This is a genomic window from Solimonas sp. K1W22B-7 (genome assembly GCF_003428335.1).
Lineage (GTDB): Bacteria > Pseudomonadota > Gammaproteobacteria > Nevskiales > Nevskiaceae > Solimonas_A.
Genome location: NZ_CP031704.1, coordinates 5,105,922 through 5,132,120, shown reverse-complemented (window position 1 = coordinate 5,132,120; position 26,199 = coordinate 5,105,922). Strand labels below are relative to the sequence as shown.

At 67.2% G+C, this 26,199-nt stretch carries 27 protein-coding genes; 19 read left to right on the top strand and 8 right to left on the bottom strand.

All coding sequences use genetic code 11. The annotated features are described in order from the left end of the window. The first annotated feature begins 101 nt into the window (after window positions 1-101). The 5 genes from D0B54_RS24535 (at window position 102) to D0B54_RS22955 (ending at window position 2,223) form a co-directional block, all read left to right on the top strand. On the top strand, window positions 102-455 hold the full coding sequence (locus tag D0B54_RS24535; protein WP_162932649.1) for a hypothetical protein: 354 nt from the start codon (window positions 102-104) through the stop codon (window positions 453-455). A 176-nt stretch (window positions 456-631) separates the two neighbouring features. After that, window positions 632-1,042 carry a hypothetical protein gene (locus D0B54_RS22970; protein ID WP_117294553.1) on the top strand — a complete coding sequence of 137 codons (411 nt, stop codon included), beginning with the start codon at window positions 632-634 and terminating at the stop codon, window positions 1,040-1,042. Between the two features lie 43 nt (window positions 1,043-1,085). Then, entirely contained in the window at window positions 1,086-1,577 is a 492-nt protein-coding gene (locus tag D0B54_RS22965; protein ID WP_117294551.1) for a helix-turn-helix domain-containing protein, read from the top strand. After that, window positions 1,574-1,981 carry a VOC family protein gene (locus D0B54_RS22960; RefSeq protein ID WP_117294549.1) on the top strand — a complete coding sequence of 136 codons (408 nt, stop codon included), beginning with the start codon at window positions 1,574-1,576 and terminating at the stop codon, window positions 1,979-1,981. The genes D0B54_RS22965 and D0B54_RS22960 overlap by 4 nt, the downstream gene beginning before the upstream one ends. 14 nt (window positions 1,982-1,995) lie before the next feature. Further along, entirely contained in the window at window positions 1,996-2,223 is a 228-nt protein-coding gene (locus D0B54_RS22955) for a hypothetical protein (RefSeq protein ID WP_117294547.1), read from the top strand. A gap of 22 nt (window positions 2,224-2,245) precedes the next feature. Here the strand turns inward: D0B54_RS22955 and D0B54_RS22950 are convergent, their stop codons facing one another. The 3 genes from D0B54_RS22950 to sat form a co-directional block, all read right to left on the bottom strand. Then, complete coding sequence (locus D0B54_RS22950; RefSeq protein WP_117294545.1) at window positions 2,246-3,631, bottom strand: wax ester/triacylglycerol synthase family O-acyltransferase; 1,386 nt, start codon at window positions 3,629-3,631, stop codon at window positions 2,246-2,248. A gap of 141 nt (window positions 3,632-3,772) precedes the next feature. Beyond that, complete coding sequence (locus D0B54_RS22945; RefSeq protein ID WP_117294543.1) at window positions 3,773-4,360, bottom strand: hypothetical protein; 588 nt, start codon at window positions 4,358-4,360, stop codon at window positions 3,773-3,775. 160 nt (window positions 4,361-4,520) lie between these two features. Beyond that, on the bottom strand, window positions 4,521-5,714 hold the full coding sequence (gene sat / locus D0B54_RS22940) for a sulfate adenylyltransferase (protein WP_117294541.1): 1,194 nt from the start codon (window positions 5,712-5,714) through the stop codon (window positions 4,521-4,523). A 138-nt stretch (window positions 5,715-5,852) separates the two neighbouring features. Here sat and D0B54_RS22935 point away from each other — a divergent pair, with 138 nt between their 5' ends. Next, a complete protein-coding gene (locus D0B54_RS22935; RefSeq protein ID WP_117295472.1) occupies window positions 5,853-6,731 on the top strand; it encodes a LysR substrate-binding domain-containing protein in 879 nt (292 codons plus the stop codon). 59 nt (window positions 6,732-6,790) lie between these two features. Here D0B54_RS22935 and D0B54_RS22930 read toward each other — a convergent pair whose 3' ends face one another. Beyond that, on the bottom strand, window positions 6,791-7,420 hold the full coding sequence (locus D0B54_RS22930; RefSeq protein WP_240433499.1) for a lytic transglycosylase domain-containing protein: 630 nt from the start codon (window positions 7,418-7,420) through the stop codon (window positions 6,791-6,793). Between the two features lie 39 nt (window positions 7,421-7,459). Continuing rightward, the gene (locus D0B54_RS22925; RefSeq protein WP_117294537.1) at window positions 7,460-8,248 is read right to left on the bottom strand and encodes a sulfite exporter TauE/SafE family protein; all 789 of its coding nucleotides are present in this window, start codon (window positions 8,246-8,248) and stop codon (window positions 7,460-7,462) included. 73 nt (window positions 8,249-8,321) lie between these two features. Between D0B54_RS22925 and D0B54_RS22920 the strand changes: the two genes are divergently transcribed. Together D0B54_RS22920 and D0B54_RS22915 are read left to right on the top strand one after the other, a co-directional pair. Next, window positions 8,322-10,280: a transglycosylase SLT domain-containing protein gene (locus tag D0B54_RS22920; protein ID WP_117294535.1), complete on the top strand. Its 1,959-nt coding sequence runs from the start codon at window positions 8,322-8,324 to the stop codon at window positions 10,278-10,280. Continuing rightward, complete coding sequence (locus D0B54_RS22915; protein WP_117294533.1) at window positions 10,277-11,512, top strand: multifunctional CCA addition/repair protein; 1,236 nt, start codon at window positions 10,277-10,279, stop codon at window positions 11,510-11,512. Before D0B54_RS22920 ends, D0B54_RS22915 begins: the two co-directional genes overlap by 4 nt. A gap of 194 nt (window positions 11,513-11,706) precedes the next feature. On the opposite strand, the gene D0B54_RS22910 is transcribed toward D0B54_RS22915, so the two are convergent. Then, window positions 11,707-12,495, bottom strand: coding sequence for an undecaprenyl-diphosphate phosphatase (locus D0B54_RS22910; RefSeq protein WP_240433498.1), 789 nt, complete (start codon window positions 12,493-12,495; stop codon window positions 11,707-11,709). Window positions 12,496-12,568: 73 nt separating this feature from the next. Here D0B54_RS22910 and D0B54_RS22905 point away from each other — a divergent pair, with 73 nt between their 5' ends. From D0B54_RS22905 to D0B54_RS22895, 3 genes are read left to right on the top strand one after another with little or no spacing between them, the layout of a single operon-like run. After that, a complete protein-coding gene (locus tag D0B54_RS22905) occupies window positions 12,569-13,288 on the top strand; it encodes a pteridine reductase (protein WP_367396806.1) in 720 nt (239 codons plus the stop codon). Window positions 13,289-13,321: 33 nt separating this feature from the next. Next, entirely contained in the window at window positions 13,322-13,735 is a 414-nt protein-coding gene (locus D0B54_RS22900; protein ID WP_117294527.1) for a hypothetical protein, read from the top strand. A gap of 4 nt (window positions 13,736-13,739) precedes the next feature. Then, complete coding sequence (locus tag D0B54_RS22895; protein WP_117294525.1) at window positions 13,740-14,579, top strand: phosphorylase; 840 nt, start codon at window positions 13,740-13,742, stop codon at window positions 14,577-14,579. A 98-nt stretch (window positions 14,580-14,677) separates the two neighbouring features. Here D0B54_RS22895 and D0B54_RS22890 read toward each other — a convergent pair whose 3' ends face one another. Then, on the bottom strand, window positions 14,678-15,337 hold the full coding sequence (locus tag D0B54_RS22890; protein WP_162932648.1) for a methylated-DNA--[protein]-cysteine S-methyltransferase: 660 nt from the start codon (window positions 15,335-15,337) through the stop codon (window positions 14,678-14,680). 105 nt (window positions 15,338-15,442) lie between these two features. Here D0B54_RS22890 and D0B54_RS22885 point away from each other — a divergent pair, with 105 nt between their 5' ends. The 8 genes from D0B54_RS22885 to D0B54_RS24525 all read left to right on the top strand — a co-directional run bounded on the left by D0B54_RS22885 (window position 15,443) and on the right by D0B54_RS24525 (window position 24,397). Continuing rightward, window positions 15,443-16,087 (top strand): helix-turn-helix transcriptional regulator, encoded by a 645-nt coding sequence (locus tag D0B54_RS22885; protein ID WP_117294521.1) that lies wholly within the window; start codon window positions 15,443-15,445, stop codon window positions 16,085-16,087. Window positions 16,088-16,294: 207 nt separating this feature from the next. Further along, a complete protein-coding gene (locus D0B54_RS22880; protein WP_117294519.1) occupies window positions 16,295-17,185 on the top strand; it encodes an SAM-dependent methyltransferase in 891 nt (296 codons plus the stop codon). Further along, window positions 17,178-19,373, top strand: a complete 2,196-nt coding sequence (locus D0B54_RS22875; RefSeq protein WP_117294517.1) for an NAD(P)-binding protein — start codon at window positions 17,178-17,180, stop codon at window positions 19,371-19,373. The genes D0B54_RS22880 and D0B54_RS22875 overlap by 8 nt, the downstream gene beginning before the upstream one ends. Beyond that, entirely contained in the window at window positions 19,370-20,842 is a 1,473-nt protein-coding gene (locus tag D0B54_RS24530; protein ID WP_162932647.1) for a carotenoid oxygenase family protein, read from the top strand. Before D0B54_RS22875 ends, D0B54_RS24530 begins: the two co-directional genes overlap by 4 nt. Window positions 20,843-21,006: 164 nt before the next feature. Next, window positions 21,007-23,217 (top strand): tetratricopeptide repeat protein, encoded by a 2,211-nt coding sequence (locus tag D0B54_RS22865; protein ID WP_162932646.1) that lies wholly within the window; start codon window positions 21,007-21,009, stop codon window positions 23,215-23,217. Between the two features lie 100 nt (window positions 23,218-23,317). Then, a complete protein-coding gene (locus tag D0B54_RS22860; protein WP_162932645.1) occupies window positions 23,318-23,761 on the top strand; it encodes a hypothetical protein in 444 nt (147 codons plus the stop codon). Window positions 23,762-23,989: 228 nt separating this feature from the next. Beyond that, a complete protein-coding gene (locus tag D0B54_RS22855; protein ID WP_117294511.1) occupies window positions 23,990-24,187 on the top strand; it encodes a hypothetical protein in 198 nt (65 codons plus the stop codon). 39 nt (window positions 24,188-24,226) lie between these two features. Further along, window positions 24,227-24,397, top strand: a complete 171-nt coding sequence (locus D0B54_RS24525; protein WP_162932644.1) for a hypothetical protein — start codon at window positions 24,227-24,229, stop codon at window positions 24,395-24,397. A gap of 13 nt (window positions 24,398-24,410) precedes the next feature. Here D0B54_RS24525 and D0B54_RS22850 read toward each other — a convergent pair whose 3' ends face one another. Beyond that, window positions 24,411-26,084, bottom strand: coding sequence for an alkaline phosphatase D family protein (locus D0B54_RS22850; RefSeq protein ID WP_117294509.1), 1,674 nt, complete (start codon window positions 26,082-26,084; stop codon window positions 24,411-24,413). Window positions 26,085-26,199 lie beyond the last annotated feature (115 nt).

Here is a 26,199-nt window from a genome sequence, read left to right as displayed (position 1 = left end):
ACGCGTCGGAGCGCCATCCGCGTGGGCAAACATGAAGCTGTTTGCCCACCCTCTACTGAAGCCTTTATCCCAACCGCAGAGTCATTCGCAAGGTGTGACCATTGAAGACTGAGATAAGGAAATGGAAGAAGTTGGTTGGGGCCTCGTCCCTCGAAAGTTTTGTTGCTGAAAAATTCGGCAACAATGCCTTTAAAGTAAAGAGGTCCGTCTATCCTCCGGGAGCGAGGCACACCGGGTCTATGATTGCAGGACAGTGCTTTGTTTCAAGGGGCGCCGTCAGATACACATTCGACGCTGACCAGGAGAATGTCCTCATCAATGCTGGCGAGTACGCCTTATTTCCGGAGGGCGGTTACTGGTTCGATGTTGATGGAGGCGAAGAGGTTGAATTCTTCCTGATCTGGGAAATTCCCATCAAGTATCGCCAAAAAGTGCAGGGCGGGATAAGCCCATAGGTCCCGTAGGGCGGGTCCTTGACCCGCCTGCCGCGATACGCCTCACCGCGACGGGAAAGCGCAGCGCATCCCGCCTCCTGAACTCACAAGGCGGGATGCGCTACGCTTTCCCGCCCTACGAGCCCTGAAGTCGCTCCTTCGGCCTCATCGAACAGAACGGAGAAAGGCTGGAACTCATGATCGACCCGCAGGAAATCATGGATGCGCGGAATGTCGGCGAGGTTCGTTGCGTCCTCATCTCCGAGGAATCGCAGGACCTGAACCGGGTGCTGGCCCAGGCGGGGTTGCGCCCGGACAGCAGTCTGCTGATCGAGCATGACCGGACCACCGCGCATTCCATACTCGCGGCCATCATTCAAAAAGACATGCCGTACCAGATGCCGCTCATGTCGAAGGCTGAGGCCGACGGCATGGCGGACATGATCCTGTCTGCCCACGATAAGCCCGGCAGCAAGTACTACTCGAACGGCAACTGGGAGACGCGCGAGGGGTGGCATCCTCTCGGCGAATCCTCGTTTGACGCAGGGGTCATCGTTACTTACGGCGAGGGGCGGTATTTCTGCGTGTGGTTCGAGGACAAGGACTGATATTCAGTAAGGCAGCATCCCCTGCTTCTGTCGCCTTCCGCACATGACCGACGACTCCGCCAGCCAGACCCCCGAGCTCCTGCGGCGCCTGCTGCGCGCCAAGGACCGCATGGATGCGGCCTCGCATGAAGACTGGCCGGTACAGAGGCTTGCTCGCGTGAGCCATGTGTCCGAGGCGCATTTCGCGCGCTCCTTCAAGGAGGCTTTCGGTGTGCCGCCCCATCGTTACCTGCTGACGCGGCGCATCGAGCGGGCCATGGCGATGCTGCGCGACAGCGACCTGCCCATCACCGAGATCGCCTTCCAGACCGGCTGGCGCAGCCTGGGCACCTTCGGGCGCATCTTTCGCGACATCACCGGCCAGAAGCCCAGCGAACTTCGCGCGCAGGCACGGGCCGGCGCCGGGCCGCTGGGGAGTGTCCCCGCGTGCATTGTCAGCGCGGTGCACCGCCCCGATCTGAGAACCTCAGTTTTGGAGAAGCGGCGCCGTCCCTCTGGCGGTAAAAAGAACACCTCAACCAAGGAGGTCCGATGACTCAGGGTGTTCAGGTGGCAGGCGTGTACGTGCACGACCAGGATGAAGCGTTGGCGTTCTACGTCGACAAGCTCGGCTTTCGCGTCCACACCGACGTGCGCAACGGCGACTACCGCTGGCTGACGGTGCAGCATCCGGATCAGCCGTCGTTCCAGCTCGGTCTGTTCGTGCCGGGGCCGCCGATGCACGATCCTGCGACAGCACAGGCGCTGCGAGCCAGCGTCGCCAAGGGTGCAATGCCGCCGCTGGTGCTGACGGTGGATGACTGCCGCGTGGTCTGTGAGCAGATGCGCGCCAAGGGCGTGGAGTTCACGCAGGAGCCGGTGGATCGCTACGGTACGGTCGATGCCGGTTTCCGCGACCCTTCCGGCAATGGCTGGAAGATGATCCAGCTGCGTCGCTGAAGCCGGAGACAAGCATGAGCACTTCTCCGGGCCACTGGATCCGGCAGGTCCACCGCTGGGTATCGATGATCTTTACCCTGACCGTCGCAGCCAATTTCATCGCCATGACGCAGGGACAGCCGCCAGCCTGGGTGACCTACTCGCCGCTGCCCCCGCTCTTCCTGCTGTGGTTCACGGGGCTGTACCTGTTCGCGCTGCCCCATGTCGCGCGGTGGCGTGCCAGTCCCGTGGGGCGGGTCTAGCCCTGCCTGTCGCGCCGCGCGCCTACTGCGGCGGCACGATCCCCACCGCCCGCTCCAGCTCCGCCAGCGCATCGGTCGTATATACCGCCAGCCGCTGCAGGCTCGGGATCGCACTGCGGCAGCCGAGGAAGCCGACCGCGACGCTGTCCTTGTAGCCCACCAGGGTCACGTTGAGTGCGTAGCCGTCGAACAGGAAGGACACCGGGTACACGGCTTCGAGTTCGGCGCCCATCAGGTACAGCGGTTTGTTCGACAGCACCACGTTCGACACCACGCAGTTGAAGAGCGGCGGCAGCTTGGGAAGCGTGCCGGTGATCTGCCCCAGCAGCAGCGGCGCGAGGCCCAGCAGGGCGAACTGCAGCTGCGCATCGCGCGACAGGTCCTGCAGCTCGGCCTTGGCGCGGGTGGTGACGCGGCGGATCCACTGGATGCGCTCGAGCGGATCGTCCAGGTTGGTGCCCAGCGGCGCGACGAAGCCGGTGGCGATGCTGCCGGGCGTGCCGTCCGAACGCTCCAGCCCGATCGGCACCGAGGCCACCAGGGTCTTCTCCGGCAGGGCGCCCTGCTCGATCAGGTAACGCCGTATCGCGCCGCCGAGCACGGCGAGCAGCGCGTCGTTGAGCTTGGCGCCGCCGCCCGCGGCCTTGGCCACGGCCTTCAGGCGCGAGACCGCGAGGATCTGCGTGCCCAGGCGCCGCTGCTGCGAGATCGGCATGTTGAACAGGCTGCGCGGCACGTCCAGCGTCATCCGCGCGAAGCTGTCCTCGCCCTTTGCCATCCGGTTCAGGCCGCTGACCAGCTCCTGCAGCGCCTTGGCCTGCCCCGCCACGCCGGCCATCGGCTTCTTCACGCGTGCGCCCAGCGACAGGGGCGGCTCCGCCGGCCGCTCGGGCTTCGCGGCGACCACCCAGGGGCCCATGCCGCGCGCGTCCGCGGGGTCGCTCGACAGCCAGTCGTTGATCATGCGCATGGCGCCCATGCCGTCGATCGCGCAGTGATGGGCCTTGAAGTACAGCGCGAAGCGGCCGTTCTCCAGGCCTTCGATGATGTGGCACTCCCAGAGCGGGCGCGACAGGTCCAGGGGGTGCGAATGCAAACGCGCCACCAGTACGCCCAGTTCCCGCTCGCCGCCGGGGAACGGCAGCGCGGAGCAGCGCAGGTGGTAGTCCATGTCGACTTCCGCCTCCACCCAGGACGGGCGGAGGCGCTTGAACCGGCCGCGGGCGAGCCGGCAGTGGAACGGGTACGGCATGAAGGGCTTGGTACGCATCTCGCGCACCAGCTGCTGGCAGAAATCGGGGGGCGAACCGGGCGGAAGCTTGAACGTCAGCATGGCGCCGACATGCATGGGCGTGCGCTTGGACTCCATGCGCAGCAGTGCCGTATCCATCAGGTTCAGATTGCTCATTGCCGTTCCTCGTGGGTGCGTGCAGGCGGATTTTCCCGTGCAAGGTGCAGCATTTTCCTCAGGGCCGTCATACCCTGAACGTAGCAATTCCAGTTACTGGTTCCGCGGTCGCGAAACGGGGGATTCTCTACAGGCACGCCCTCAGAGCGCGTCCGAGGTCGCCCGCGCGGCGGCCTTCGCCGGCGGCGCCGACAACGCGTTCGCCAGGAAGTCCGCCAGCGCGCGGCGCAGCGCCGGGTTCGGCGCGCCGGTCTCGCATTCGATCTGCGCGGTTTCCAGCACCATCAGGCAGTAGATTCGCCCGATCGCCGCCGCATGCGGGCAGCCGAGCGACTTCAGCTCGATGCCGATCATGATGCCGGTGGTGTGGTTGCGCCGGTGGAAGGCTTCCGCCACCAGCGGCATGCGGCGCCGTGCTTCGCTCAGCAGGTTGCGCAGCGCGCGGTGTTCCAGGCAGATGTCGAGCTGCAGCTGGGTGGCGCGGCACATGCGCGGCAGGCCCGGCGAGTGGGTGCCGGCTTCGCGCACCAGGCGGTCCAGGATGTGATCCAGGAACTGCTGGTTCATCTCCAGCAGGTAGCCGTCGACGCTGCCGAATTGCGCCGCGAACTGTTCGTGGCTCAGGCCGGTGGTGTCGGCGATGGTTTCGGGGGCCAGCTCGTCCAGCGTGTATTGCGCCGCCAGGGCAAGACCCGCGGTCAGCAGTCGCGAAGAAGTCGGTGCGCTCATTTAGGTTGCTGCCCCCCAGCAGTTTCCGGATCGACACTATAGGCCGCCTCAGGGGCCCGGTAAGCGATACGGATCACACTGGCACGCCCCGCATTTGGGGGGTGGAAACGAAAAAAGGGGGAGCGGCCAGGCCGCTCCCCCTCATTTGCCGCCCAGAACCTCAGGCGCTCTTGTCGATCAGCTGGTAGTACTCCATCAGCACCTTGGCCACTTCCGGGCGCGAGAATTCCGGCGGCGGGGCGATGCCCTGGCCGAGCATCTGGCGCACCTTGGTGCCCGACAGGGCGATGAAGTCTTCCGGCACATGGTCCGGGGCTTCGCGCATCATCACCACGCGGCCCAGCTTCTTGCTGTAGGCGGTGTTGTCGGCGCCGAAAATCTGGATCTGCAGCGCACCGGCCGGCACGCGCTCTTCGAAGATGGTCTGCGCGTCGAAGGGGCCGTAGTAATCGCCCACGCCGGCGTGGTCACGGCCCACGATCAGGTAGTCGGCGCCCATGTTCTGGCGGAACACCGCATGCAGCACGGCCTCGCGCGGGCCGGCATAGAGCATGTCGAAGCCGTAGCCGGTGATCATCACCGTGTTCTTCGGGAAGTAGTTCTCCACCATGGTGCGGATGCAGGCGTCGCGCACCGGTGCCGGGATGTCGCCCTCTTTCAGCTTGCCCAGCAGCATGTGGATGACCAGGCCGTCGGCCTGCAGGCGCTCGGTCGCCATGCGGCACAGCTCTTCGTGCGCGCGGTGCATCGGGTTGCGGGTCTGGAAGGCGACCACCTTGTTCCAGCCGCGCTCCTTGATCTCGTTGCGGATTTCCACGGCGGTGCGGAAGGTGTCGGGGAATTCGCCCTGGAAGTAGCTGAAGTTCAGCACTTCGATCGGGCCCGACAGCAGCGTGTTGCCCAGGCCCAGGAAGGTCTGCACGCCCGGGTGCTTGGCGTCGAGGTTGCCGAAGATCTCCTTGGCCATGAACTGCAGCTCTTCGTCGCTGACGTTCTCCACCGTCTCCACGTCCATCACCGCCAGCACCGGGTTGCCTTCGACGTTGGGGTCGCGCAGCGCGATGCGGCTGCCGGCCTTGATGCCGGATTCCCGGGTCAGGTTGACGATCGGCACCGGCCAGAACAGGCCCGAGGCGGTCTTCAGGTCCTTGGCCACGCCCAGGGCATCGGCCTTGGTCATGTAGCCGGTCAGCGGGTTGAAGTAGCCGGCGCCCAGCATCACCGCGTTGGCGGCGGCGGCCGAGTTCAGCAGCAGGCTCGGCAGGCCCGCGGCTTCCTTCTGCAGGGCGGCGTGGCGGGCGGTGTCGTAGACGAAACGCGGATTGAGGGCGTCGGAGCCGTGCGGCTTGATCATGGTCGTGTCCAGCTGGATGAGAGGAGGGCGGGACCGGAATCCCGGGCGCCGGACCGGCATTGTAGGGCCCCCGCACGCCATAAATAAAATGCAATATATCGATGCCTAGATTCTCTTTTATTCATGGATGGCCGCTGGATGAATCTCAACCACCTCTCGATCTTCCAGGCCGTGGCCGCCAGCGGCAGCATCAGCGGCGGCGCCCGCGAGCTGCACATCAGCCAGTCGGCGGTGTCCAAGCAGCTGGCCGAGTTCGAGCGCGCCCTGGGCGTGCTGCTGCTGGACCGCCTGCCGCGCGGCGTGCGTCCCACCGAGGCCGGCCGCCTGCTGCTGGGCTATGCCAACCGCCTGTTCGCGATCGAGGCCGAGGCCGCCCAGGCCCTGGGCGACCTGCAGCAGCTGGGCCGCGGCCGCCTGGCGATCGGCGCCAGCCGCACCATCGGCGGCTACATGCTGCCCGACACGCTGGCCGCCTTCCGCCGCCGCCATCCCGGCGTGGAGCTGTCACTGCAGGTGGAGAACACCCAGGCCATCGAGGCCAAGCTGCTGGCCGGCGAGATCGACATCGGCTTCGCCGAGGGCATCGTCAGCAGCGGCCTGCTGGACTACCAGGTCTTCGCCGAGGACGAACTGGTGCTGATCGCCGCCCCAGGCCATCCCCTGGCGTCAGGCGCGGCGCTGAGCCTGGCGGCGCTGGCCGGCTGTCCGCTGCTGATGCACGAGGTGGGTTCCGGCACGCGCGCCGTCACCGAGCGCGCCCTGGCGGCCAAGAACATCCGCCTGCGCCCGGCCATGACCCTGGCCAGCACCGAGGCGATCAAGCACACGGTGGCCACCGGCGTGGCCCTGGCCTTCCTGTCGGCGCAGGCGGTGCGCACCGAACTCAAGGCCGGCACCCTGGGGGTGGTGGAGGTGAAGGGCCTGCGCATCCGGCGGCCGCTGTACCGCGTGCAGCTCAAGAGCGCCTGGCTGAGCCCGGCGCTGGAGGCCTTCCTGGGGTTTCTTCCGGACAGGTAGGAGCAAGCTCGCTCCTACTCAAGCCGCGATCGGGGATGGATGACCCCGGCCCTCAGCGGCTAGTGATACCGCTGGTAGTGCGAGCGCACCTTCTCGACGTAGGCCTGGGTTTCCTTGAACGGCGGCACGCCCTGGTGCTTGGTCACCGCGCCGGGGCCGGCGTTGTAGGCGGCCAGGGCCAGCTTCTGGTCGTTGCCGAAGCGGTCCAGCATCAGGCGCAGGTAGGTGACGCCGCCGCGGATGTTCTGCGCCGGGTCGAAGCTGTCGCTGACGCCGAGGTCGGCGGCGGTGCCGGGCATCAGTTGCATCAGGCCGCGGGCGCCCACGCGCGACACCGCGCGGTGGTCGAAGCAGGACTCCACGCGCATCACCGCCTTGACCAGCGCCGGCTCCACCTGCTGCTGGGCGGCGTACTTGTAGATCAGGTCCTCGTAGCTGCGCAGGCGCGCGTCGAGGCCGGCGGCGCTCAGGCCCTTGCAGGAGGTGTAGGCGGTGGGGCGGCCGTACTTGGAGATGAAGACGTAGGCCGGGTCCCGCACCTGGCGGTCGGTGAACAGGCGGATGCCGCCCGGCTCGCGGTAGACGTAGACCTCGGCGGCCTGGGCAGCGGAGACGGCGAGCATCAGCCCGGCCAGCAGTGCGCGGCCCGGATAGCGGATGCCCTTCCCCCCAATGCCTCGTTTATCCAAGTGTCCCTCGCCAACGGCAGCAGCGCCGTCACGCTGATTCTAGCCAATCAGCATCTTCAGCCCAACGCCGGCCAGCAACAGGGCGAAACCGCGCTTCAGCTGCTGCGGCGGCAGGCGGTGGGCAAGCCTGGCGCCCAGGGGCGCCATCAGCACACTGGCCACGGCCAGGCCGGCGAAGCCATGCAGGCTGACATAGCCCAGGTGCGGCGCCGGCAGGTCGGTCCGGTCCCAGCCCGAGGCGATGAAGCCCAGGGCGCCGGCCCAGGCGATCGGCACGCCGCAGGCCGCGGAGGTGCCTACGGCCTTGCGGATGTCGACGCTGCGCCAGCCCAGGAAGGGCACGGTCAGCGAGCCGCCGCCGATGCCGACCAGGGCCGACAGCAGGCCGATGACACCGCCGGCTCCGATTAAGACGCCGGGGCCCGGCAGCGGGGCGGCCGCCTTGGGCTTGAGATCCAGGGCCATCTGCACGGCTACGGCCAGTGCGCCGCAGCCGACGAACAGCGCCAGGGTACGGCTGGCCAGCCTGTCGGCGACGAAGGCGCCGGCCACCGAGCCCAGCACCAGGCCCAGGGCCATCCAGCGGAACACCGGCCACAGCACCGCGCCGTGCTTCTGGTGGCTCAGCATGGACGACACCGAGGTGGCCGAGATCACGGCCAGCGAGGTGGCCACCGCTACCTGCATGACCACGTCCGGCGGCACGCCCTGGCCCGGCAGCACCAGCGCCAGGGCCGGCACCATGATCATGCCGCCGCCGACACCGAAAAGTCCGGCGAGCAATCCGGCGATGGCGCCGGTCAGAACGTAGATGAGCAAGGATTCCATGATCGTGCAGCCTGCAAGCGAGCCGCGTCGCACTACAATGAGGCGCGCATCCTACAACAGGCTCCCCCCGCTGATGTTCCGTTCCCTCGCATTCATTCTGTGCTTATGCCTGAGCGGCGCCACCCTGGCCAACGACGAGGTGCTGCGCATCGAGTTCCGCGTCGCGCTCAAGACCGTCGAGGCCGGCGGCGAAGCGGCGGAAAGCCCGGGCCTGCGCAACTACATCCTCTATCCCTACCTGCAGGCCGCGCGTTTCCGGCAGGCGCTGAAGACGCGCCCGGGCGACACCCTGGATGCGGAACTCGGCACCTGGTACCGCGCCAATGCCGAGATCCCCGCAGCGCGCACCTTGCAGCGCGACTGGCTCGCCAACCTGGCGCAGCGCCAGCAGTGGGCGACGCTGCTGGCCAACAGCGAGCCGGGCACGACCGACGACGCGCTGCGCTGCCACCGCTACAACGCCTGGCTGCAGACCGGCGGCATCGAGCCGGCCCTGCGCGACGAGATTCTCGCCACCTGGACCACCGGCCAGTCCCTGTCGCAGGCCTGCGTGCCGCCGTTCCAGTGGCTGCAGACCTCCGGCCTGCTGACGCCCGAGCGCATGGAGCAGCGCGCGCGCCTGGCGCTGGAGGCGGGCAACACCGACCTGGCCGACTGGCTGCTGCGCCCGGTGCCGCTGGCGCGCGCCGCGCCGCTGCAGCGCTGGTCGCAGCTGCTGCGCGAGCCGCGCCCGGCGATCGAGGCGCTGATCAAGGACCCGCAGGCCGCGGTCGAGTGGGCGCCGCTGGAAGCGGCTTTCGCCAAGCTGGCGCGATCCAGGCCCGACGACGTGGCGCCGTTGCTGCCGCAACTGGCCGAGCGCCGCAAGCTCGACGCGCGCCAGGTGGCTGAACTGCGCCGCGACCTGGCGATGGGCTACGCGCTGGACCGCCGGCCCGAGGCCATCGCCCTCTACAAGCTGGTGCCGGACGAAGTGCTGGACGACAAGGGCCAGGAATGGCGCGCCCGCGCCGCCCTGTGGCACGGCCAGTGGGAACTGGCCGCGCAATGGCTGCACGCCATGCCGCCGGCGCAGGCCGCCGAACCGCGCTGGAGCTACTGGCGCGCCCGCTCGCTGGAGCAGCTGGGCCGACGTGCCCAGAGCGACCCGATCTACAACTCCCTGCTGCAGGAAAACGGCTACTACGCGGTGCTGGCGGCCTGGCGCCTGCAGAAGAAGCTGGCGCCGGTGTCGCAGAAGCTGGTCATCGACGAAGCGGTGCAGCGCGATCTGCTGGCACGTCCGGCCATTCAGCGCGCGCGCGAACTGTTCCTGCTCGATCGCACGGATCTGGCCGGCCCGGAATGGAAGCTGGCGCTGCAGGGCGCCGACGACCTGACCAGGACGCAGGCCGCGCGCATCGCCTCGGCCTGGGGCTGGCACATCCAGTCCGTGGGCATGCTCAACCAGATGAACCTGACGCGCGACCTGACGCTGCTCTACCCGCAGGCCTTCACGAAAGAGATCGAAGCGGGGGCGAAGTTCGCCGGCATTCCCGGTCCCTGGATCTACGGCGTGATGCGCCAGGAGAGCCTGTTCCTGCCCACCGCGGTGTCGCGCTCGCAGGCCCTGGGCCTGCTGCAGCTGCTGATGCCCACCGCGCAGCAGGTGGCGCGCAAGTGGGGACGCCCGTCGCCCTCGCGCGAGGACCTGTTCGACCCGGCGATCAACGTGCCGCTGGGCGCCGCCTACCTGCGCGACCAGACCGACCGCTTCGGCGGCCGCTTCATCCTGACGCTGGGCGCCTACAACGCCGGCCCCAACGCCGTCGCGCGCTGGCTGCCGGCGCAGCCGAAGGATGCCGACGTCTGGATCGAGAACGTGCCCTACAACGAGACCCGCGCCTACATCCAGAAGATCCTCTGGCACATCACCGCCGACGGCTGGCTCAGCACCGGCCAGCCGCAGGATGCCTCGGCGCTGCTGCTGCCGGTGTCGATAACGACCCCGGCCGAGCGGGCCTGCCTGAAGGGCGGCGCGGGTTGCGTATGAAAAGGTATCTGGTTGGCGGCGCCATCCGCGACGAGCTGCTGGGCCTGCCGGTGCGCGAGCGCGACTGGGTGCTCACCGGCGTCACGCCGGAACAGCTGGATGCGGCCGGCTACCTGCCGGTGGGCAAGGACTTCCCGGTGTTCCTGCACCCGCAGACCAAGGAAGAGCATGCGCTGGCACGCACCGAGCGCAAGACCGCCCCGGGCTACAAGGGCTTCAGCTTCCACACCGGGCCGGAGGTGACGCTGGAAGACGACCTGGTCCGGCGCGACCTGACGATCAACGCCATCGCCCGCGGCGACGATGGGGTCCTGGTCGATCCCTACGGCGGCCAGCGCGACCTCGACGCGCGCGTGCTGCGCCACGTGTCGGAAGCCTTCTGCGAAGACCCGGTGCGCATCCTGCGCCTGGCACGCTTCCATGCGCGCTTCGCCTCGCTGGGATTCAGCGTGGCCGACGAGACCCTGGCGCTGATGCGCAAGATGGTGGCCGACGGCGAGGTCGATCACCTGGTGCCGGAGCGTGTCTGGCAGGAAACGAAAAAGGCCCTGATGACGGACGCTCCGGGCCGTTACTTCCGCACGCTGCAGGACTGCGGCGCGCTGGCGCGGATCATGCCCGAGCTGTCGGCGCTGGAGGGCGTGCCGCAGCGCGCCGACTACCACCCGGAAGTCGACACCCTGGTGCATGTGCTGATGTGCGTGGACACCTCGGCGGCGCTGCAGCTGCCGCTGGAAACGCGCTACGCCGTGCTGGTGCACGACCTCGGCAAGGGTGCCACGCCCCAAGAGGAATGGCCCAGCCACCGCATGCACGACATGCGCGGCGTGCCGCTGGTGGAGAAATTCAGCGAGCGCCTGCGCGTGCCCGCCGCCTGCCGCGACCTGGCGCTGGTGCACACCAAGGAACACCTGATCATCCACCAGGCCCTGGAGCTCCGGCCCTCGACGCTGCTCGGCCTGGTCGAGCGCATCGGTGGCTTCGCCAAGGGCGAGCGTTTCGAGCAGGTGCTGCAGGCCAGCATCTGCGACGCCCGCGGCCGTCTCGGTTTCGAGGACAGCGCCTACGAGCAGGCCGACTACCTGCGCGCGGCGCGCGTGGCGGCCAACGAGATCCAGGCGGCGCAGGTGATGGCCGACGGCATCAGCGGCGCGGCGATCGGCGAGGCGCTGAAGGAGCGGCGGACGCGGCGGCTGAAGGAGTGGAAAGAGCAGCGGAAGGCGCAGAGTTAGCCGCTTCTATCCCCTCTCCCGCTTGCGGGAGAGGGGGAGGGGAGAGGGGTTCTGTAAATCGAGAAGTATTGGCCCTTCGTCCGTTACAGAAGCCCTCTCTCGGCAACTGCTCCATGCGTTGCCCTACCTCGGGGATCCATCCCCTCGCCGACCCTTCGGGCCACCCTCTCCCGCAGGCGGGAGAGGGGACAGATTCAACTCACCGTCGCCAGCAACAACACCCCCAGCCCCAGCCGATACCACGCAAACGGCTCGAAGCTGTGGCTGGAGATGAACTTCATCAGCCACTTCACGGTGACGAAACCCACCACCGCCGACACGCCGAAGGCCAGGGCCAGTTCCAGCCAGGGCTCGGCCTGCAGCGCCGCCGGGTCGCGCAGGGTCTTGAGCAGCTCGTAGCCGGTGGCGGCCACCATCGTCGGTACGCCGACCAGGAAGGCGAACTCCGCCGCGCGCGGCCGGCAGGACAGGCCCATCAGCAGGGCGGCGAAGATCGCCGCGGCCGAGCGCGAGGCGCCGGGGAAGACGGCGGCGATGATCTGCGCCACACCCACCGCGATGGCGACCTTCCAGGTCACCGCCTCGACGATGGGCCGGCCGCGGTTCCAGCGCTCCACGGCAAAGATCACGCCGGCGCCCGCGATCAGGGCCCAGGCCACCGGCTGCACCGTCTCCGGCAGCCCCGCACCCAGCTTCTTGGCCACCAGGCCCAGCACGGCGGTGATGCCGAAGGCGGTGGCCAGCTTGGCCAGGTAGTCGCGCGTGCCGGGGTCGCGCCAGGTGGTCGCCAGGTCCAGCAGGCGCAGGCGGTAGACCAGGGTCACGGCCAGGATCGCGCCGCACTGGATCGCGATGTTGAACAGGTCGCTGCGCCGCTCCAGCCAGTGCTGGGCGATCAGCAGGTGGCCGGTACTGGAGATGGGCAGGAATTCGGTGACGCCTTCAAGGACGCCGAGGAGGATGGCTTCGAGGATGCTGTCCACGGGACAGGTAGACTTTGAATCTGAGGAAAGTGCGGCAAGGATAAAGCAAAGGTAGGTCATGGGAATGTCACCGGTGGTGCTGATCACGGGCGCGGCCCGGCGGGTAGGGGCGGCGACCGCGCGCGAATTGCATGCGGCGGGCTGGAACGTGGTGATCCACGCCCACCGCTCCTTCGAGGAAGCCTGGGCCCTGGCCATGACCCTGAACCAGTCGCGGCCCGATTCCGCCCAGGCCCTGCAGGCCGACCTGCTCGACGCCGCCGCGCTGGAGCGCCTGGCGCAGGCCGCCCGGGACTGCTGGGGCCGGCTCGATGCCCTGGTCAACAACGCCTCCACCTACTACGCCACGCCGCTGGGCCAGGTGACGCCGGAGGCCTTCGAGGATCTGTTGGGCAGCAACCTGCGCGCGCCGCTGCTGCTGACCCAGGCCTGCGCCGCGCGCATGGAGCAGGGCAGCGTCGTCAACATCATCGACGTCCATGCCCACCGGCCGCAGCGCGGCTACAGCGCCTACACCGCCGCCAAGGCCGGCCTCTGGGCGCTGACCGAGGCGCTGGCGCTGGAGCTGGCGCCGCGCATCCGCGTCAACGGCGTGGCGCCGGGGCACATGATCTGGCCGACCGGCAACCAGCTCAACGAACTGCAGCAGCGCGCCGAGCTGGCGCGCGTGCCGATGGCGCGCCTCGGCGGCGGCGAGGAGATCGCGCGCGCGGTGAAGTTCCTGCTGTCGGAAGAGGCCGGCTACATCACCGGCGCGATCCTGCCGGTCGACGGCGGCATCCGCCTGGGCTGAGGCGTAAGCTGGCGTCCTCACAGGAGAAGGCCCATGGCGACAAGCATCCGCAAGGTCGGTTACTACAAGCTGCGCACCCCCAACAAGCCCGGCGTCGGTGCATTGCTGCTGCAGACCCTGCGCGAGAACAAGATCAACCTGCTGGCGCTGACCGCCTTCCCCGAGGGCAAGGGGTGCCAGGTCGACCTGGTGCCGGAAAAGCCCGAGAAGCTCAAGGCCATCGCCAAGCTGTTGTCGGCCAAGCTGTCGCAGGAGAAGAGCGGCTTCCTGGTGCAGGGTAAGGACGCCACCGGCGCGCTGCTGCCGATCCTGCAGGTGCTCGGCGACGCCGGCATCGGCATCACCGCGATCGACGCGGTCAGCGCCGGCAAGCAGCGCTTCGGCGCAATCTTCTGGGTACCGGCCAAGGACGTCGCCAAGGCCGCCAAGCTGCTGAAAGCCAAGTAGCGCAATGCCGGCGTTGGATCTGAACGCCGCGATCGCCGCGGCGACCCGCCGCGCGCGAGCCAGTGGCGCGCTGCAGCCGATTCCCACGCGGGTCGAGCTGCTGCAAGACCATGGCCTGAGCTTCGTGCTGCGCGTCGCCGACCTGCGGCGCAAGAGCGAGTCCGAGCGGCAGCAGCGCGAATCGGCGCAGCCGGCCAACCCCTTCCTGCCCTACGATCCGGCGATGTTCGTTGCCGATCTTTCGGCTACGCACGTGCTGCTGCTCAACAAGTTCCAGGTGCTGGCCGGGCACGCGCTGGTGGTGACCCGCGCCTACGCCGAGCAGGAGGCGGCGCTGGAGCCGGCCGACTTCGCCGCGGTCGGCGGCGCGCTGCGCCAGACTGCCGGACTGGCCTTCTTCAACAGCGGCGCCGCGGCCGGCGCCAGCCAGCGGCACCGGCACGTCCAGCTGCTGCCCTGGCCGCTGCTGCCGGTGGAGCAGGGCGAGCCCTTCGACCCGCGCCGCTGGGCCCAGGGCGAGCGAGGCGCCGGCTGGCCCTTCGCGCATGCCTGGGCCACGCTGGCGCCGGACGACCTGGCGCGGCCGGAGCGGTTGCTGGCGCACTACAGCGAACTGTTGGGCGCGCTGGGCATGGGCGGCGCGGCGGGCTACAGCGGCTACAACCTGCTGATGACGCCGGACTGGATGATGGCCGTGCGGCGCAGCAAGGGAGTGCACGAGGGGCTGGGGGTCAATGCCCTGGGGTTTGCCGGGACGTTGCTGCTGCGGGATGAGGCGCAGCTGCAGCAGTTGCGGGAGTTGGGGGCGCTGGCGCTGCTGCGGGCGGTGACGCGCTCAGGCTAAGCTTCATATTAATTCCCTCTCCCGCTGGCGGGAGAGGGTTAGGGTGAGGGTGGTGCAGGGGCGGTTACGCACCTCGCCTCCGATTGCAGGCTCCACCCTCACTCCAGCCCTCTCCCGCCAGCGGGAGAGGGAGTTACATTAGGACGCCCTCGTGGTGGACTCCCTTCCAGCTCCAGCAACCGCCGCTTGCGCCACAAGCCGCCGCCATACCCGCCCAGTCCACGGCCATCCTTGTTCACCAGGCGGTGGCAGGGCACCAGGATCGCCAGGCGGTTGAGGCCGTTGCAGGTACCCACGGCGCGCACCGCCGCCGGCACGCCCAGCTGCGCCGCCATCTGCTCGTAGCTGCGCCGCTCGCCCCAGGGAATTTCGGTGAGCGCCTGCCACAGCGCCTGCTGCAGCGGCGTGCCGGGAAACACCAGCGGAACCTCGAACTGCCGGCGCCGGCCGGCAAAGTAGTCCGCCAGCTCGGCTTCCAGCCGGCGCAGCATGGGGTGGTCCGCCGCCACCCAGGCCTCGCGGAAATGCCGCCGCAGCGCCGCCCCCTGGCGCCGCAGGCGCGCCGGGTCGGCGAATTCCAGCAGCACCACGCCCGCCTCCGTCGCGCCGGCCAGCAGCGGGCCCAGCGGCGTGGCGAGGTGGCGCAGGTGCAGCTTCCCCGCGCCGCCGCCCTGCGGCAGCGCGGCCAGCCAGTTTTCCAGGATCGTTTCTTCGTCGGGGCCTGCCTGCATGCGCCCGACCTTAAGGGGCGCCGCCATGCCGTTCAAGTCAGGAATTAGTCAGGAATTGGTCAGACCCCTTTCAGGCGTGGATCCCGGCGGATTTCCACAATCGGTCCAGGGACTTGAAGCAGGAGAAAGCGCGTGCACCAGTTCAGTCAGGCCTTGATCGTCGACCTCCGCCGCGAAGACCGCGAGCGCCTGCGCCGCATCGTCGAGAAAGCCTTTCCGGGCATCGCCGTGCACAGCGCCGGCGACCCGGTGTCGGCGCGCAGCCTGTTGCAGCGCCATGCCTACCAGCTGGTGCTGGTGGAAGCCGGCAACACCATGGATGAGGCCTGCGAGCTGATCGCCCTGGCCCATGACGGCCGCATGCCGGCGCACGTGGTGGCGATCGCGGAGGACTGCAACGAGCAGCGCCTGGCTGCCGCGCTGCGCGCCGGCGCCGAGGGCTACCTGGTCAAGGGCGAGGAATCCGAGGAGCTGGTGCTGCGCCTGCGCGGCCTGGCCCGCGGCAACCCGCCGCTGTCGCCGCTGGCCGCGCGCCAGCTGCTCAAGACCTGCATGCGCACGGTGCCGATGCCGACGGCCGCCAGCGAACTGACCTGCAAGGAACTCGAGGTGCTGACGGTGCTGGCCCGCGGCGTCAAGCTGCGCCAGGCGGCAGACGATCTCGGCGTCAGCTATAACACCGTGGCCACCCACGTGAAGCGGCTGTATTCCAAGCTCAATGTCTCCACGCGCGCCGAGGCGACGCTGGCGGCGACCCGTATCGGGCTGGTGTGTTGAGTCGGGCGCCCTGAAGGGCGCAGGCTAGGGCCTGTTAACCCTATGCCAGTCGCTGCGACTGACATAGGGTTAACAGGTCCTAGGAAGCGGGTTCCGCGGGGGCGGGATCCGGCAGTTCAGACACTCGGGAAAGCCGCCGGCGACAGGCGGCCCAGGGGGAAGCATGGAATCTCGACACCCGCATGACCGCGGTCCGGGCGCGCACCGATGAACGCGCCCGCCAGCGACGCTCCGTCTGCCAGCGGACTGCAGGAGCGCATCCGCACGTACTACCGCGAAACCTCGCTCGACTACCGCATGGCCTGGACTTCCAGCGAAACCCTGGCCCTGCACTTCGGCTACTGGGACGAGCGCACGCGCAGCCATGCCGAGGCGCTGCTGAACCTCAACCGCGAGCTGGCGGTGCGCATGGGCCTGCGACCGGGCCAGCGCCTGCTGGACGCCGGCTGCGGCATCGGCGGCAGCAGCCTGTGGCTGGCGCGGCATTACGGCGCCCGCGTCACCGGCATCACGCTGGCGCCCAACCAGGTGGGGCAGGCGCGTGAGGCCTCGCGCAAGCTGGGCGTGAAGGCCTGGTTCGAACTGGCCGACTACCACGCCACGCCGTTCTCCGATTGCAGCTTCGACGCCTACTGGGCGATGGAAAGCCTGTGCCATTCGCCGGACAAGCCGGCGGCCCTGCGCGAAGCGGCGCGGCTGCTGGTTCCGGGTGGCCGCATCGGCATCGCCGAGTATCTGCGCGTGGCGCGCCCGCTGCAGGAAAAGCAGGAGCGTGGCCTGCGCGACTGGCTCGACGACTGGGCGATTCCCGACATCGCCATGGCCGAGGAATGGCGCGAGTGGCTGGAGCAGGCCGGCTTCGAGGACATCCGCATCACCGACATCACCGACAACGTGCGGCCCTCGCTGCGGCGATTGCAGCGCATGGCCTGGTTCTGGGGTTTCGGCGAATGGCTGCTGCGCTGCCTGCGCCTGCGCACTGCCGCGCAGCACGCCAACATCCGCGGATCGCGCCGGCAGGGCGCGGCGCTCAGCGCCGGCTCCTGGCGCCACCAGCTGATCACTGCGGTCAAGCGCGGGAGTGCCACCGATGACTGAGTCGCCCCGCCCGCGCGTCATCATCCTCGGCGGCGGCATCGGCGCGCTGACCGCGGCCTGGCACCTCACCTCCGACCCGGCCTGGAAGCAGCGCTACGCCTCCATCGACCTCTACCAGCCGGGCTGGCGGCTCGGCGGCAAGTGCGCCAGCAGCCGCAACCCGCAACGCGGCTGGCGCAACGAGGAGCATGGCCTGCACATGTGGTTCGGCTTCTACGAAAACGCCTTTGCGATGATGCGCGCCTGCTACGCCGAGCGGCAGCACCACGCCGACATCGCGCGCCCCGACGGCGCGCCACTGGCCACGTTCGAGCAGGCTTTCGACGGCCGCGACGAAGTGGCGCTGATGCAGCCCGAGGGCGCCGCCTGGCGGCGGCTGGTGCTGGGCTTCAGCCATGACGATTCCGCCGGCGAACCCGGCGACGGTGCCTATGTCGAACCCGGCCCGCAGGAACTGATGCAGCGCCTGCTGACCATGCTGTGGCGCCAGGCCGAGAACTGCATGCCCGGCCGCCTGCGCTGGCAGGGCGACTATGTCAGCGGCTTGCAGGGCCTGGAGCAGGCAGAGGCGCAGTGGGTCGATTCGCCCCGCGAGAGCCAGGACGATGCGCTGCTGCACCTGAGTGGATTGTTCGATTTCCTGCCGCCGCTGTCGCAACTGGACGACCTCATCTACGAGGAACTCGGCGAGGCCTTCGAGCGCGTGCGCGTCACCCTGCGGCAGCTGATGGAGCCGGGTCCCGATCCCGACACGCCGGGCCTTTCCGAAATCCGCGAGATGCTGGAGCTGGGCTTCACCGTGCTGCGCGGCATGATCGCCGACCGGGTGCCGCAGCGCGGCCTCGGCAGCATCGATCACCTGGAACTGCGCCAATGGTTGCATCGCCACGGTGCCAGCCACGAGGTGCTGGCCTGCACGCCGCTGCGCGCGCTCTACTCGGCGACCCTGGCCTACGAGGACGGCGATCTCAACCGCCCGAACATGGCGGCGGGTGTCGCACTGGGCCTGCTGCTGCGCATCGGCGTGTGCTGGCGCGGCCACGCCATGTACGAGATGCAGGCCGGCATGGGCGAGACCGTGATCGCACCGCTGTACCAGGTGCTGGAAAAGCGCGGCGTGAAGTTCCACTTCTTCCACCGCGTGCGGGCGTTGGAACTGGATCCGCAGGACCGGCAGCGTGTCGGCCGCGTACGCCTGGGCATCCAGGCCACCGTCCCCGCCGGCAGCGACACCTATCGCCCGCTGATTGCGGTGGGAAAGAGCGGCCTGCCCTGCTGGCCGCGAGAACCCCTCTACGAGCAGCTGCATGAGGGCGGGCCCCTGCGGGAGAAAGGCATCGACCTGGAATCGGAATGGTCCGGCTGGGAGGACGTGGCCGAGACCTCGCTGGAGATCGGCGCCGAAGACGAGCTGGTGCTGGGCATCTCGCTCGGCGGCCTGGCGCCGGTCTGCGAAGCCCTACGCGACAACAGCGTCGCCTGGGACCTGATGCTGCGCGAAATCCCGGTGGTGGAGACGCAGTCGGCGCAGCTCTGGCTCAACCGCAGCCTGCAGCAGCTCGGCTGGCGCGGCGGCATCGGCGCCATGGTTGCCGCACCGGAGCCGCACAACGTCTGGGCCGACATGAGCCAGGTCATCGCCACCGAGGACTGGGGCGAACGGCCGCCGGTGGCCTCGGTGTATCTCTGCGGCCCCCTGGCCGGAAATTTCAGCGATGCAGCGGCCAGCGACACCGAGACACCGCGGCGCGCCCTGGCGGCGGTGCGCACCGAAACCATCCGCTGGCTGCAGAACTACGCCGGCTGGGTCTGGCCGGCGGCAATCGAGCCGCATCGCGCCGCGCACCCCGGCGAGCGCCCCTACGACTGGATGGACCTCTACGTGCAGGGCGGCCGCGACTGCCGCAGTGTCGCCTGCCTGGACGAGCAATGGCTCTGCGCCAACATCGGCGGCTCCGAGCGCTACGTGCTGTCGCCGGCGCGCCACAACCAGCGGCGCCTGCCGCCCGATCGCAGCGGCTTCCGCAACCTCAAGCTTGCCGGCGACTGGACCCGCACCTCGATCAACGCCGGCTGCGTCGAAGCCGCGGTGATGTCCGGCATGGCCGCCAGCCGCGCGATCTGCGGCTGGCCGGCAAAGATCTGCAACGAATTTTTCCTGACCAACCCTCCGGAGCAGGCAGAGTGATCAACCCACCGCGCAGGCAGGACAGCGACGGCAGCGGCGGTCCCCCCGAGACCGCCGCCGACTGGCATCGCATCTTCGAGCCGATGCTCAAGGAACAGGACTACGAGGTCGACGAGATCGAAGGCCGCCTGCCGCCCGACCTGATCGGCACCCTGTACCGCAACGGTCCCGGACAATGGGAGACCGGCACTGGGCGTGCGCCGCTGCAGCACGTCTTCGACGGCGACGGCATGCTGTCGGAGTACACCCTGACCGGCCGGCGCCTGCGCTACCGCAACCGCTACGTGCGCACCCCGCAATACCTTGCAGGCCTGAAGAACCGCGGCATCACGCTGCGCGGCGGCGGTACGCAGCGCCCCGGCGGGCCGCTGGCCAATGCCTTCCGCTTTCCCGCCAACGCCGCCAACACCAACGTCGTGCTGCATCCCGAGCGCCTGCTGATGCTGTGGGAAGCCGGCCGCCCCTACGAGCTGGACCCGGACACGCTCAAGACCCTCGGCGAGCACGACTTCCAGGGCGAGCTGCCCTGGCCGCGAACCTTCTCCGCCCACCCCAAGTTCGATCCCGAGAGCGGCGAGCTGTTCAACTTCGGCATGGAGCTGCTGCCCTGGCCCAGCATCCGCTGCTACCGCATCGACCCCTGGGGCCAGCTGACGCAGTTCCACCGCCTGCGCATCCCGCGCTTGGTGTTCAACCATGACTTCGGCCTCACGCCGCGGCACATGGTGTTCGTGCTCGATCCCATCGTCCCCGACCTGCCGCGCATCGCCCTGGGCCTGAACAGCATCGACCGCCTGATGCACTTCCGCCGTGAGCTGGGCACGCGCTTCATCCTGGTGCCGCGCGACGGCGGCCGCGTGCGCCAGGTGGAGCACGAGGCGCTGATGCACTTCCACATCAACAACGCCTGGGAGGAAGGCCCCGACACGGTCGTCGAACTGCTGCGCTGGGACGAGGACTGGGACCAGCTCAACGGCACCCTGCGCGAATTCCGCACCACCGAATCGCGCACCGTCGGCGGGCGGCTGTGGCGCTACCGCATCGGCGCCGACGGCCGCGTCAGCGGCGCGCCCTGTTGCGAGCACGTCGGCGAACTGCCGCAGCACGACCGGCGCCGCACCGGCACGGTCACCGACTTCAGCTACTACGCCGCCAAGCTCGCCAACGGCCGCGCCGCAGTCGTGAAGGTGGACCACGGACTGCTGAAGAGCCAGACCCATGAGTTGCCGCCCGACCACGTCGTCGGCGAACCGATCTTCGTGCCGCGCCATACCCGCGCCGCCGAGGATGACGGCTGGCTGCTCGCCGTGGCCTACGACCCGGCGAAGCATCGCTCGCGCCTGATGATCCTGGACGCCCGCGAACCCTCACGCGCGCCGCTGGCGCAGGCGCAGCTACGACATCACGTGCCGCAGGATCTGCATGGGATGTTTACGTCGCGGATTACGCGGAGTTTGCCGGGGGAGTGAGTCCGTGAGCCACCAAATCGGCCATGCTGCGAATGGCAGCCTCGGCAGGCGCGCCGAGGATTCCTTATTCCTCCAGACCGCTGAAAGCACCTAGCATGGTCATGAGAATGCGAAACGCACGTGGGCCGTTTCGGGTCTCATTCAATCGCGATCGAAATGTTGTGGTGAAGCTTGACGTGGTCGAAGCTGAGGAGAGCAAAGGCAAAGACAAAAAAAGCCTTCTGGAAGCCATTCAGAAGAAGCTGGAGGTTTTTCGCTCCATCGCTTTGAGCATCTTGTTCATCATCGGCGCCATTGCCGTCGCAGCGGTAGTGATCCATGAACTATCGACAGATGCCATGCTGGTCGAGGTGGGACAGCTCCCAAAGGCCGTATCGGAGCAGGGGGCATCGCCGGAAACCATTGAATTGGAGATTGTGTCCCGTATAAAGGGATTTCAGGTTTCAGCTCATTCACAGAAGCCGTTCACTCTCGATCTGGCGTACATACTTCAGTCCGAGAATAAGCTGAGGGTTTTGCCCGAGCTTCCCGCATCGACGCAACGGTTGCTGATACAGCACACACGCCCCATTCCTGACCTGGTGACGTCACGGCTGGATTCGACCATTCGTGAGGCCCTTTCGTACGCGGCTTACCTTTTAAAGAGAGAAACCAATCGCCTGAGCGTCAGTATCACCGCGCCGGGGGAGGGGGAATTATTTGCCAGGGTCCATATAGTAAGGGACGATCTCGACGTCACCACATCCATAACGGCGACTTCGGCCAACAATCTGCTCGAAAAAGTATCGTTCTGGGTGGCGAATCAGCTGCTTCCGCAGGAGATGGTTCTCTTCCAGTTTCAGCTGGACAGAGCAACGACAGACCCCAGCTTCGACGCCACAACGGCGAGAATCGAAGAGCTCTCGTCCTTGAACTCACAAGGCGGCAACAAGCCATTCTATTTGACAATTCTTGGTGATATTGCATTCCAGAAGTCGTCCTACGCCGAAGCAGAGGCCTATTACCGTGCCGCACTTGGGAGTCGGCCGATGTTCAAGGATTTGGTGACGTATCGCCTTTCGCAAGTGCTTCTGGCCCAAGGCAGAAACTTTCAAGCGGTGGAATCACTGGGCGTAAACGCAAAAAATGGATCATCCGCTGAATCTGTAGATCATCTGGCGCGCTTGTCTTCCATATATCTTCAAGTCCAATCGGAACTCGGCAAGCATGAGATTTCGGACGTGTGTCTTTCGCAGGGAAAATGCGTCGATGAAAAATCCATGTATCAGTTGCTAGAAAGCGCGTCAGCTGTATCGGCTGTGGCTGCCAATGCGTTGGGGGCCTTGAAGTATGTCGATGGAGATGTAGAGGACGCCCAGGCGCTTTTTGGGCGCGCGATGGAGTTGGACCCGAGCTATTCATCGGCCCTGAATAACATGGGTGTGATAAAGATGCAGGAAGGGAAGTCAGCAGATGCTTTGGTGTTGTTCCAGAATGCAGCTTCGTCAAATCCAGATTCAGGAGTGGCGCAGTTGAATCTCGGAAATTCACTGGAGCGCTTTGGAAGATTCTCTGAAGCCGCAGACCATTTCTCGCGTGCCGTTCGCTTGAATCGGGACAACCTAGTCTGCCATACCTGCTGGGCGCTATCGCTAATCAACGCGGGTCGTATCGATCAAGCCGTTGCGGCTATACAAAGTGGCAGAAGACAGGACCCACAGAATGTTTCCCTGTTCCTGCTGTCCGGACAGATTTCCTCGAGGCTCGGATGCTTCCAGGATGCTGTTGATGCGCTGGAAGCCGCGGCCCATGACTCGGATGGCAGAGTGAATCGCTCGATGGTCCATAGAGACATGGGGCGTGCATTCCTCCGCTTGGGAGATCCAGATCGAGCGCGTAGTGAATTTTCCATGCAGGCGCAGTTGCTCCGATTCAGAAGTGGCGGCACGAATGAGCTGGAGCGGATCATTGCCGGCGTTTACACCAGGGGGCATGCGCGCACTTCCGGTATTGTCGATCTCTTCGAGGAAGCCGCTGACGAGGCGCGGAAGGAATCGGATGTAACAGCCGAAGATATCTCAGGGGAGTACGTGGATCTCGCTGACGCTTTTCTGTGGAGAAAGGAGCCGGTATCTGCTGTCAATCTTGCACGCAAGGCGATTGAGTTGGATTCGAGGCAGTGGAATGCTCATTTCGCGCTGGGCAGGGGGTACTCCGCGCTCGGGAGGGAATCACTGGCCCGAGCTGAGTTCCGAATGGCCCATACATTGGGAGGCCATGACGACGTTGCACTGCTCCAAGCATGGAGCCAGAGTCTGGAGCGAAGCGGCCTCCCGGGGAAAGCTGAAGAACTAAAGACTGAGTTCAAGCTTCATCCGCGTACATGTCAGAAGTGAATGGGCAAAAGATTTTAATGCATCAAAGCCCAGGCGGATCACTGATCCGCCATTCGCGAAGAGAGCATCGGCGGCCAGACCTGCATGCAGCCAGAGCCGGATGGAGAAGCAAGAAGCAATGAGTGCAGTCAGTAAATTCCGATGGGCCATGGTGCCGGTGGTGGCAGTCTTGGCGCCGCTGCTGGCGATGCTCGCCTACTGGTCGATCTGGGGGATTGCCGAGAGGTCATGTGGCGAACCGATAGTGAGCCGGAGCTGCCTCCATGACTACTTCCCCTCGTCAACAATGATCCAGTTTACTACCACGCCTGCTTTCATGGCCGTGGCTGCCGTCTGGGCGGCTCATGCGACAGCACCTTCTCACCGTGATTTGGTGAGCGGCATTGTTCTTCTTCTTGGCGCCGCCGCAACGCTGGCGTTGGTTGGAGTGGATTGGTTTGCAGTCGCGGCCATCGGCCCTGGGCTGGCTGCCGCTTCGATCCTATGGCTTCGCGAAAGGTGCAAGCCTGGAGTTGCCGAACACAAGGCGCCTAGAACGGGTTAGTCGTCCTACGGACCTAGCGTAGAGAACCGTATCAAAGGGGCCAAGCTCGACACTATTCTGAGAATTCGAGCCTTTATGAGCCCAGCAACAAGAGAAATGATCGAGGGGATTTCAGTGCATAGATTGCCTATTTTGTTCTCTGCAGCGGTTCTGTCCGCCTGCGCTGCATCCGATCCTGTTCGGCTTGATACGACGGATGACATGAGCTTTGCGAGGAGCCTGGGCGAAATGCAGCGCCAGCTGTCGCCGCAGGAAAATTGCATGCTGCTGAATGCGGTCGCCAGGGTTTCGATCGGAGAGAACGAGCAGGCCAAGCTGACGGGACACAGGAACGACGTCAATGCGCTGGTCAAAGGCCTGACCTACCCGGAAATCGTGGCCCTGTCCCAGCGATATCCCGACAAGGCGTCGCGGCCCTGCAACTAGGTTGATGTGGCCCACCTTACGGAGTCGGGGGAATCGAACATGTGGAGCAAGAAGACATCCGGCCTGATCGGCATCGTTGTCGGAGGCGCCTGGTTCCTGGCGAACCTTCGCCATGTCGGTGAACAGGGCTTTGTCGCCATCGGCATGCCCTTGCTGATCCTGGGGCTGGGGATCGTCTATTTCCGCAAGGGAAATGACGATGCCGCGTAGGTGGCGACGCCCATCAGGGTGCCGCGGCCGGTCCATTCGCGATGGGCTGTGATGCGTCCGCGACGGCAGCCAGCCGGTTGCTGCCGCTCGCCACGCTGAAGGCCTGGTTCAGCGACTGCTCGTCGTTGCGCTCGGTGACTCGCGGCACGATCCAGAACTCGGCTTGCAGGCGCTCCGGCGTGAGATCGAGCAGCAGGTAGCCGTTGAGCGTGTTCTCGTAGTACTTGAGGTGCGGATTGGTCAGCCGCAGCAGCTGCTCGGCGTTGGCCGAGAGCTGGGCGAACAGTGCGGTGGGGCCGTTGCCGGCGGGCAGGTCGCCGCGCGAGGTGACGGAGGTGGCGACGAACTCGACCGCCACGGCGCCTGCGCCGCTCAGCGGCTGGTAGCCGGGGCCGTTGGGGTCGTCGGTGACCTCGAAGGCGTAGGCCTCGTGCGCGTCGCCGGTGAGGATAACGACGTTGCCCTGGCTGCGGGCGCGGATCATGTCGATGACGCGCGAACGCGCCGGGTCGTAGCCGTCCCACTTGTCGTTGGACAGGTAAAGCCCGCCGCCGCCCAGGGCACGGGGCGCGCCGAGCAGTTTCAGCGGGGAGAAGTAGACCTGGTTGCCAATCAACTGCCAGCGCGCGCTGCCGGTGGCGAGCCGCTGCGCCAGCCAGGCCTCCTGTGCCGGGCCGAGAATCTGCCTTGAGGCATCGGCGAAGTCGCCGCTCTGGGTGAAGACCGGCACGGCGTCGCCGAACAGGCTGTTGGGTTCCAGCGGTTCGTCACGGCCGAAATGGCGCGCGTCGATCAGGCTGAGGTCGGCCAGGTCGCCGAAACGGAAACCGCGCCAGACCCGCGAGGGATCGCCCGCGTCGGGCGCACGGATCGGCATCCACTCGAAGGCGGCCTGCATGGCGGCGGCGCGGCGCGCGGTGTAGGCGCCTTCCGCGGCTTCATCGTGCGCGCCGGCGCCCTCCTTCCAGGCATCGTTGGCGACCTCGTGGTCGTCCCAGATCCAGATGACGGGATGCTGCCGGTGCAGTTCCAGCAGGTCCTCGTCGCCGCGGTACTGGGCGTAGCGCTGGCGGTAGTCGGCCAGGTCCAGCAACTCGTGCGCCGGCTCGTGCGGGCGCACCCGGTCCTGCGTGCCGTTCTCGTAGATGTAGTCGCCCAGGTGGATGACGGCGTGCAGGTCGCTGCGCTCGGCCACGCGGCGATAGGCGTGGAAGTAGCCGGTGATGTAGCTGGAGCAGGTGACGAAGGCGAGCCGCAGGCGCGTGACGGCGCCGTCCGGCGTGGTGCGCGTGCGCCCGACCGGAGAGCGGCCGCTGGCGGACTCGAAGCAGTAGTAGTAGGCGGTGTCGGGGGCCAGGTCGCGCAGGTCGAGCTTGACGGTCCAGTCGCGCTCGGCCGTGCTGCTGACGAAGCCGCGGCTGAGGACCTGGGTCAGCGCCGGGTCGCGCGCGACGATGTAGCGCAGGCGCGCGCGCGTGGCGCCGGCCGCCGCGGGCAGCGCACGGGTCCACAGCATGACCGCGTCGGGCAGCGGGTCGCCGCTGGCGACGCCATGGGTGAAGTCCGCGGCGTCGAGACTGCCGCCATCGCCGCCGCTGTCGTCGTCGCTGCGACCGCAGCCGGAGAGGAGGCTGACCAGGGTCGCGCCGGACGCGATGACGAAGGCGCGGCGCGTGAACGGCGGCATGCAAGGACCCCTGCGCGGGATTGAAGGTGGAGAGAAACTCTTGCAGCCGAAGATGGCAGTCCGGTGACGATGCCGGCCCGGGGATCGGTAAATTTGACCCAAGCCCGGAAAAGTC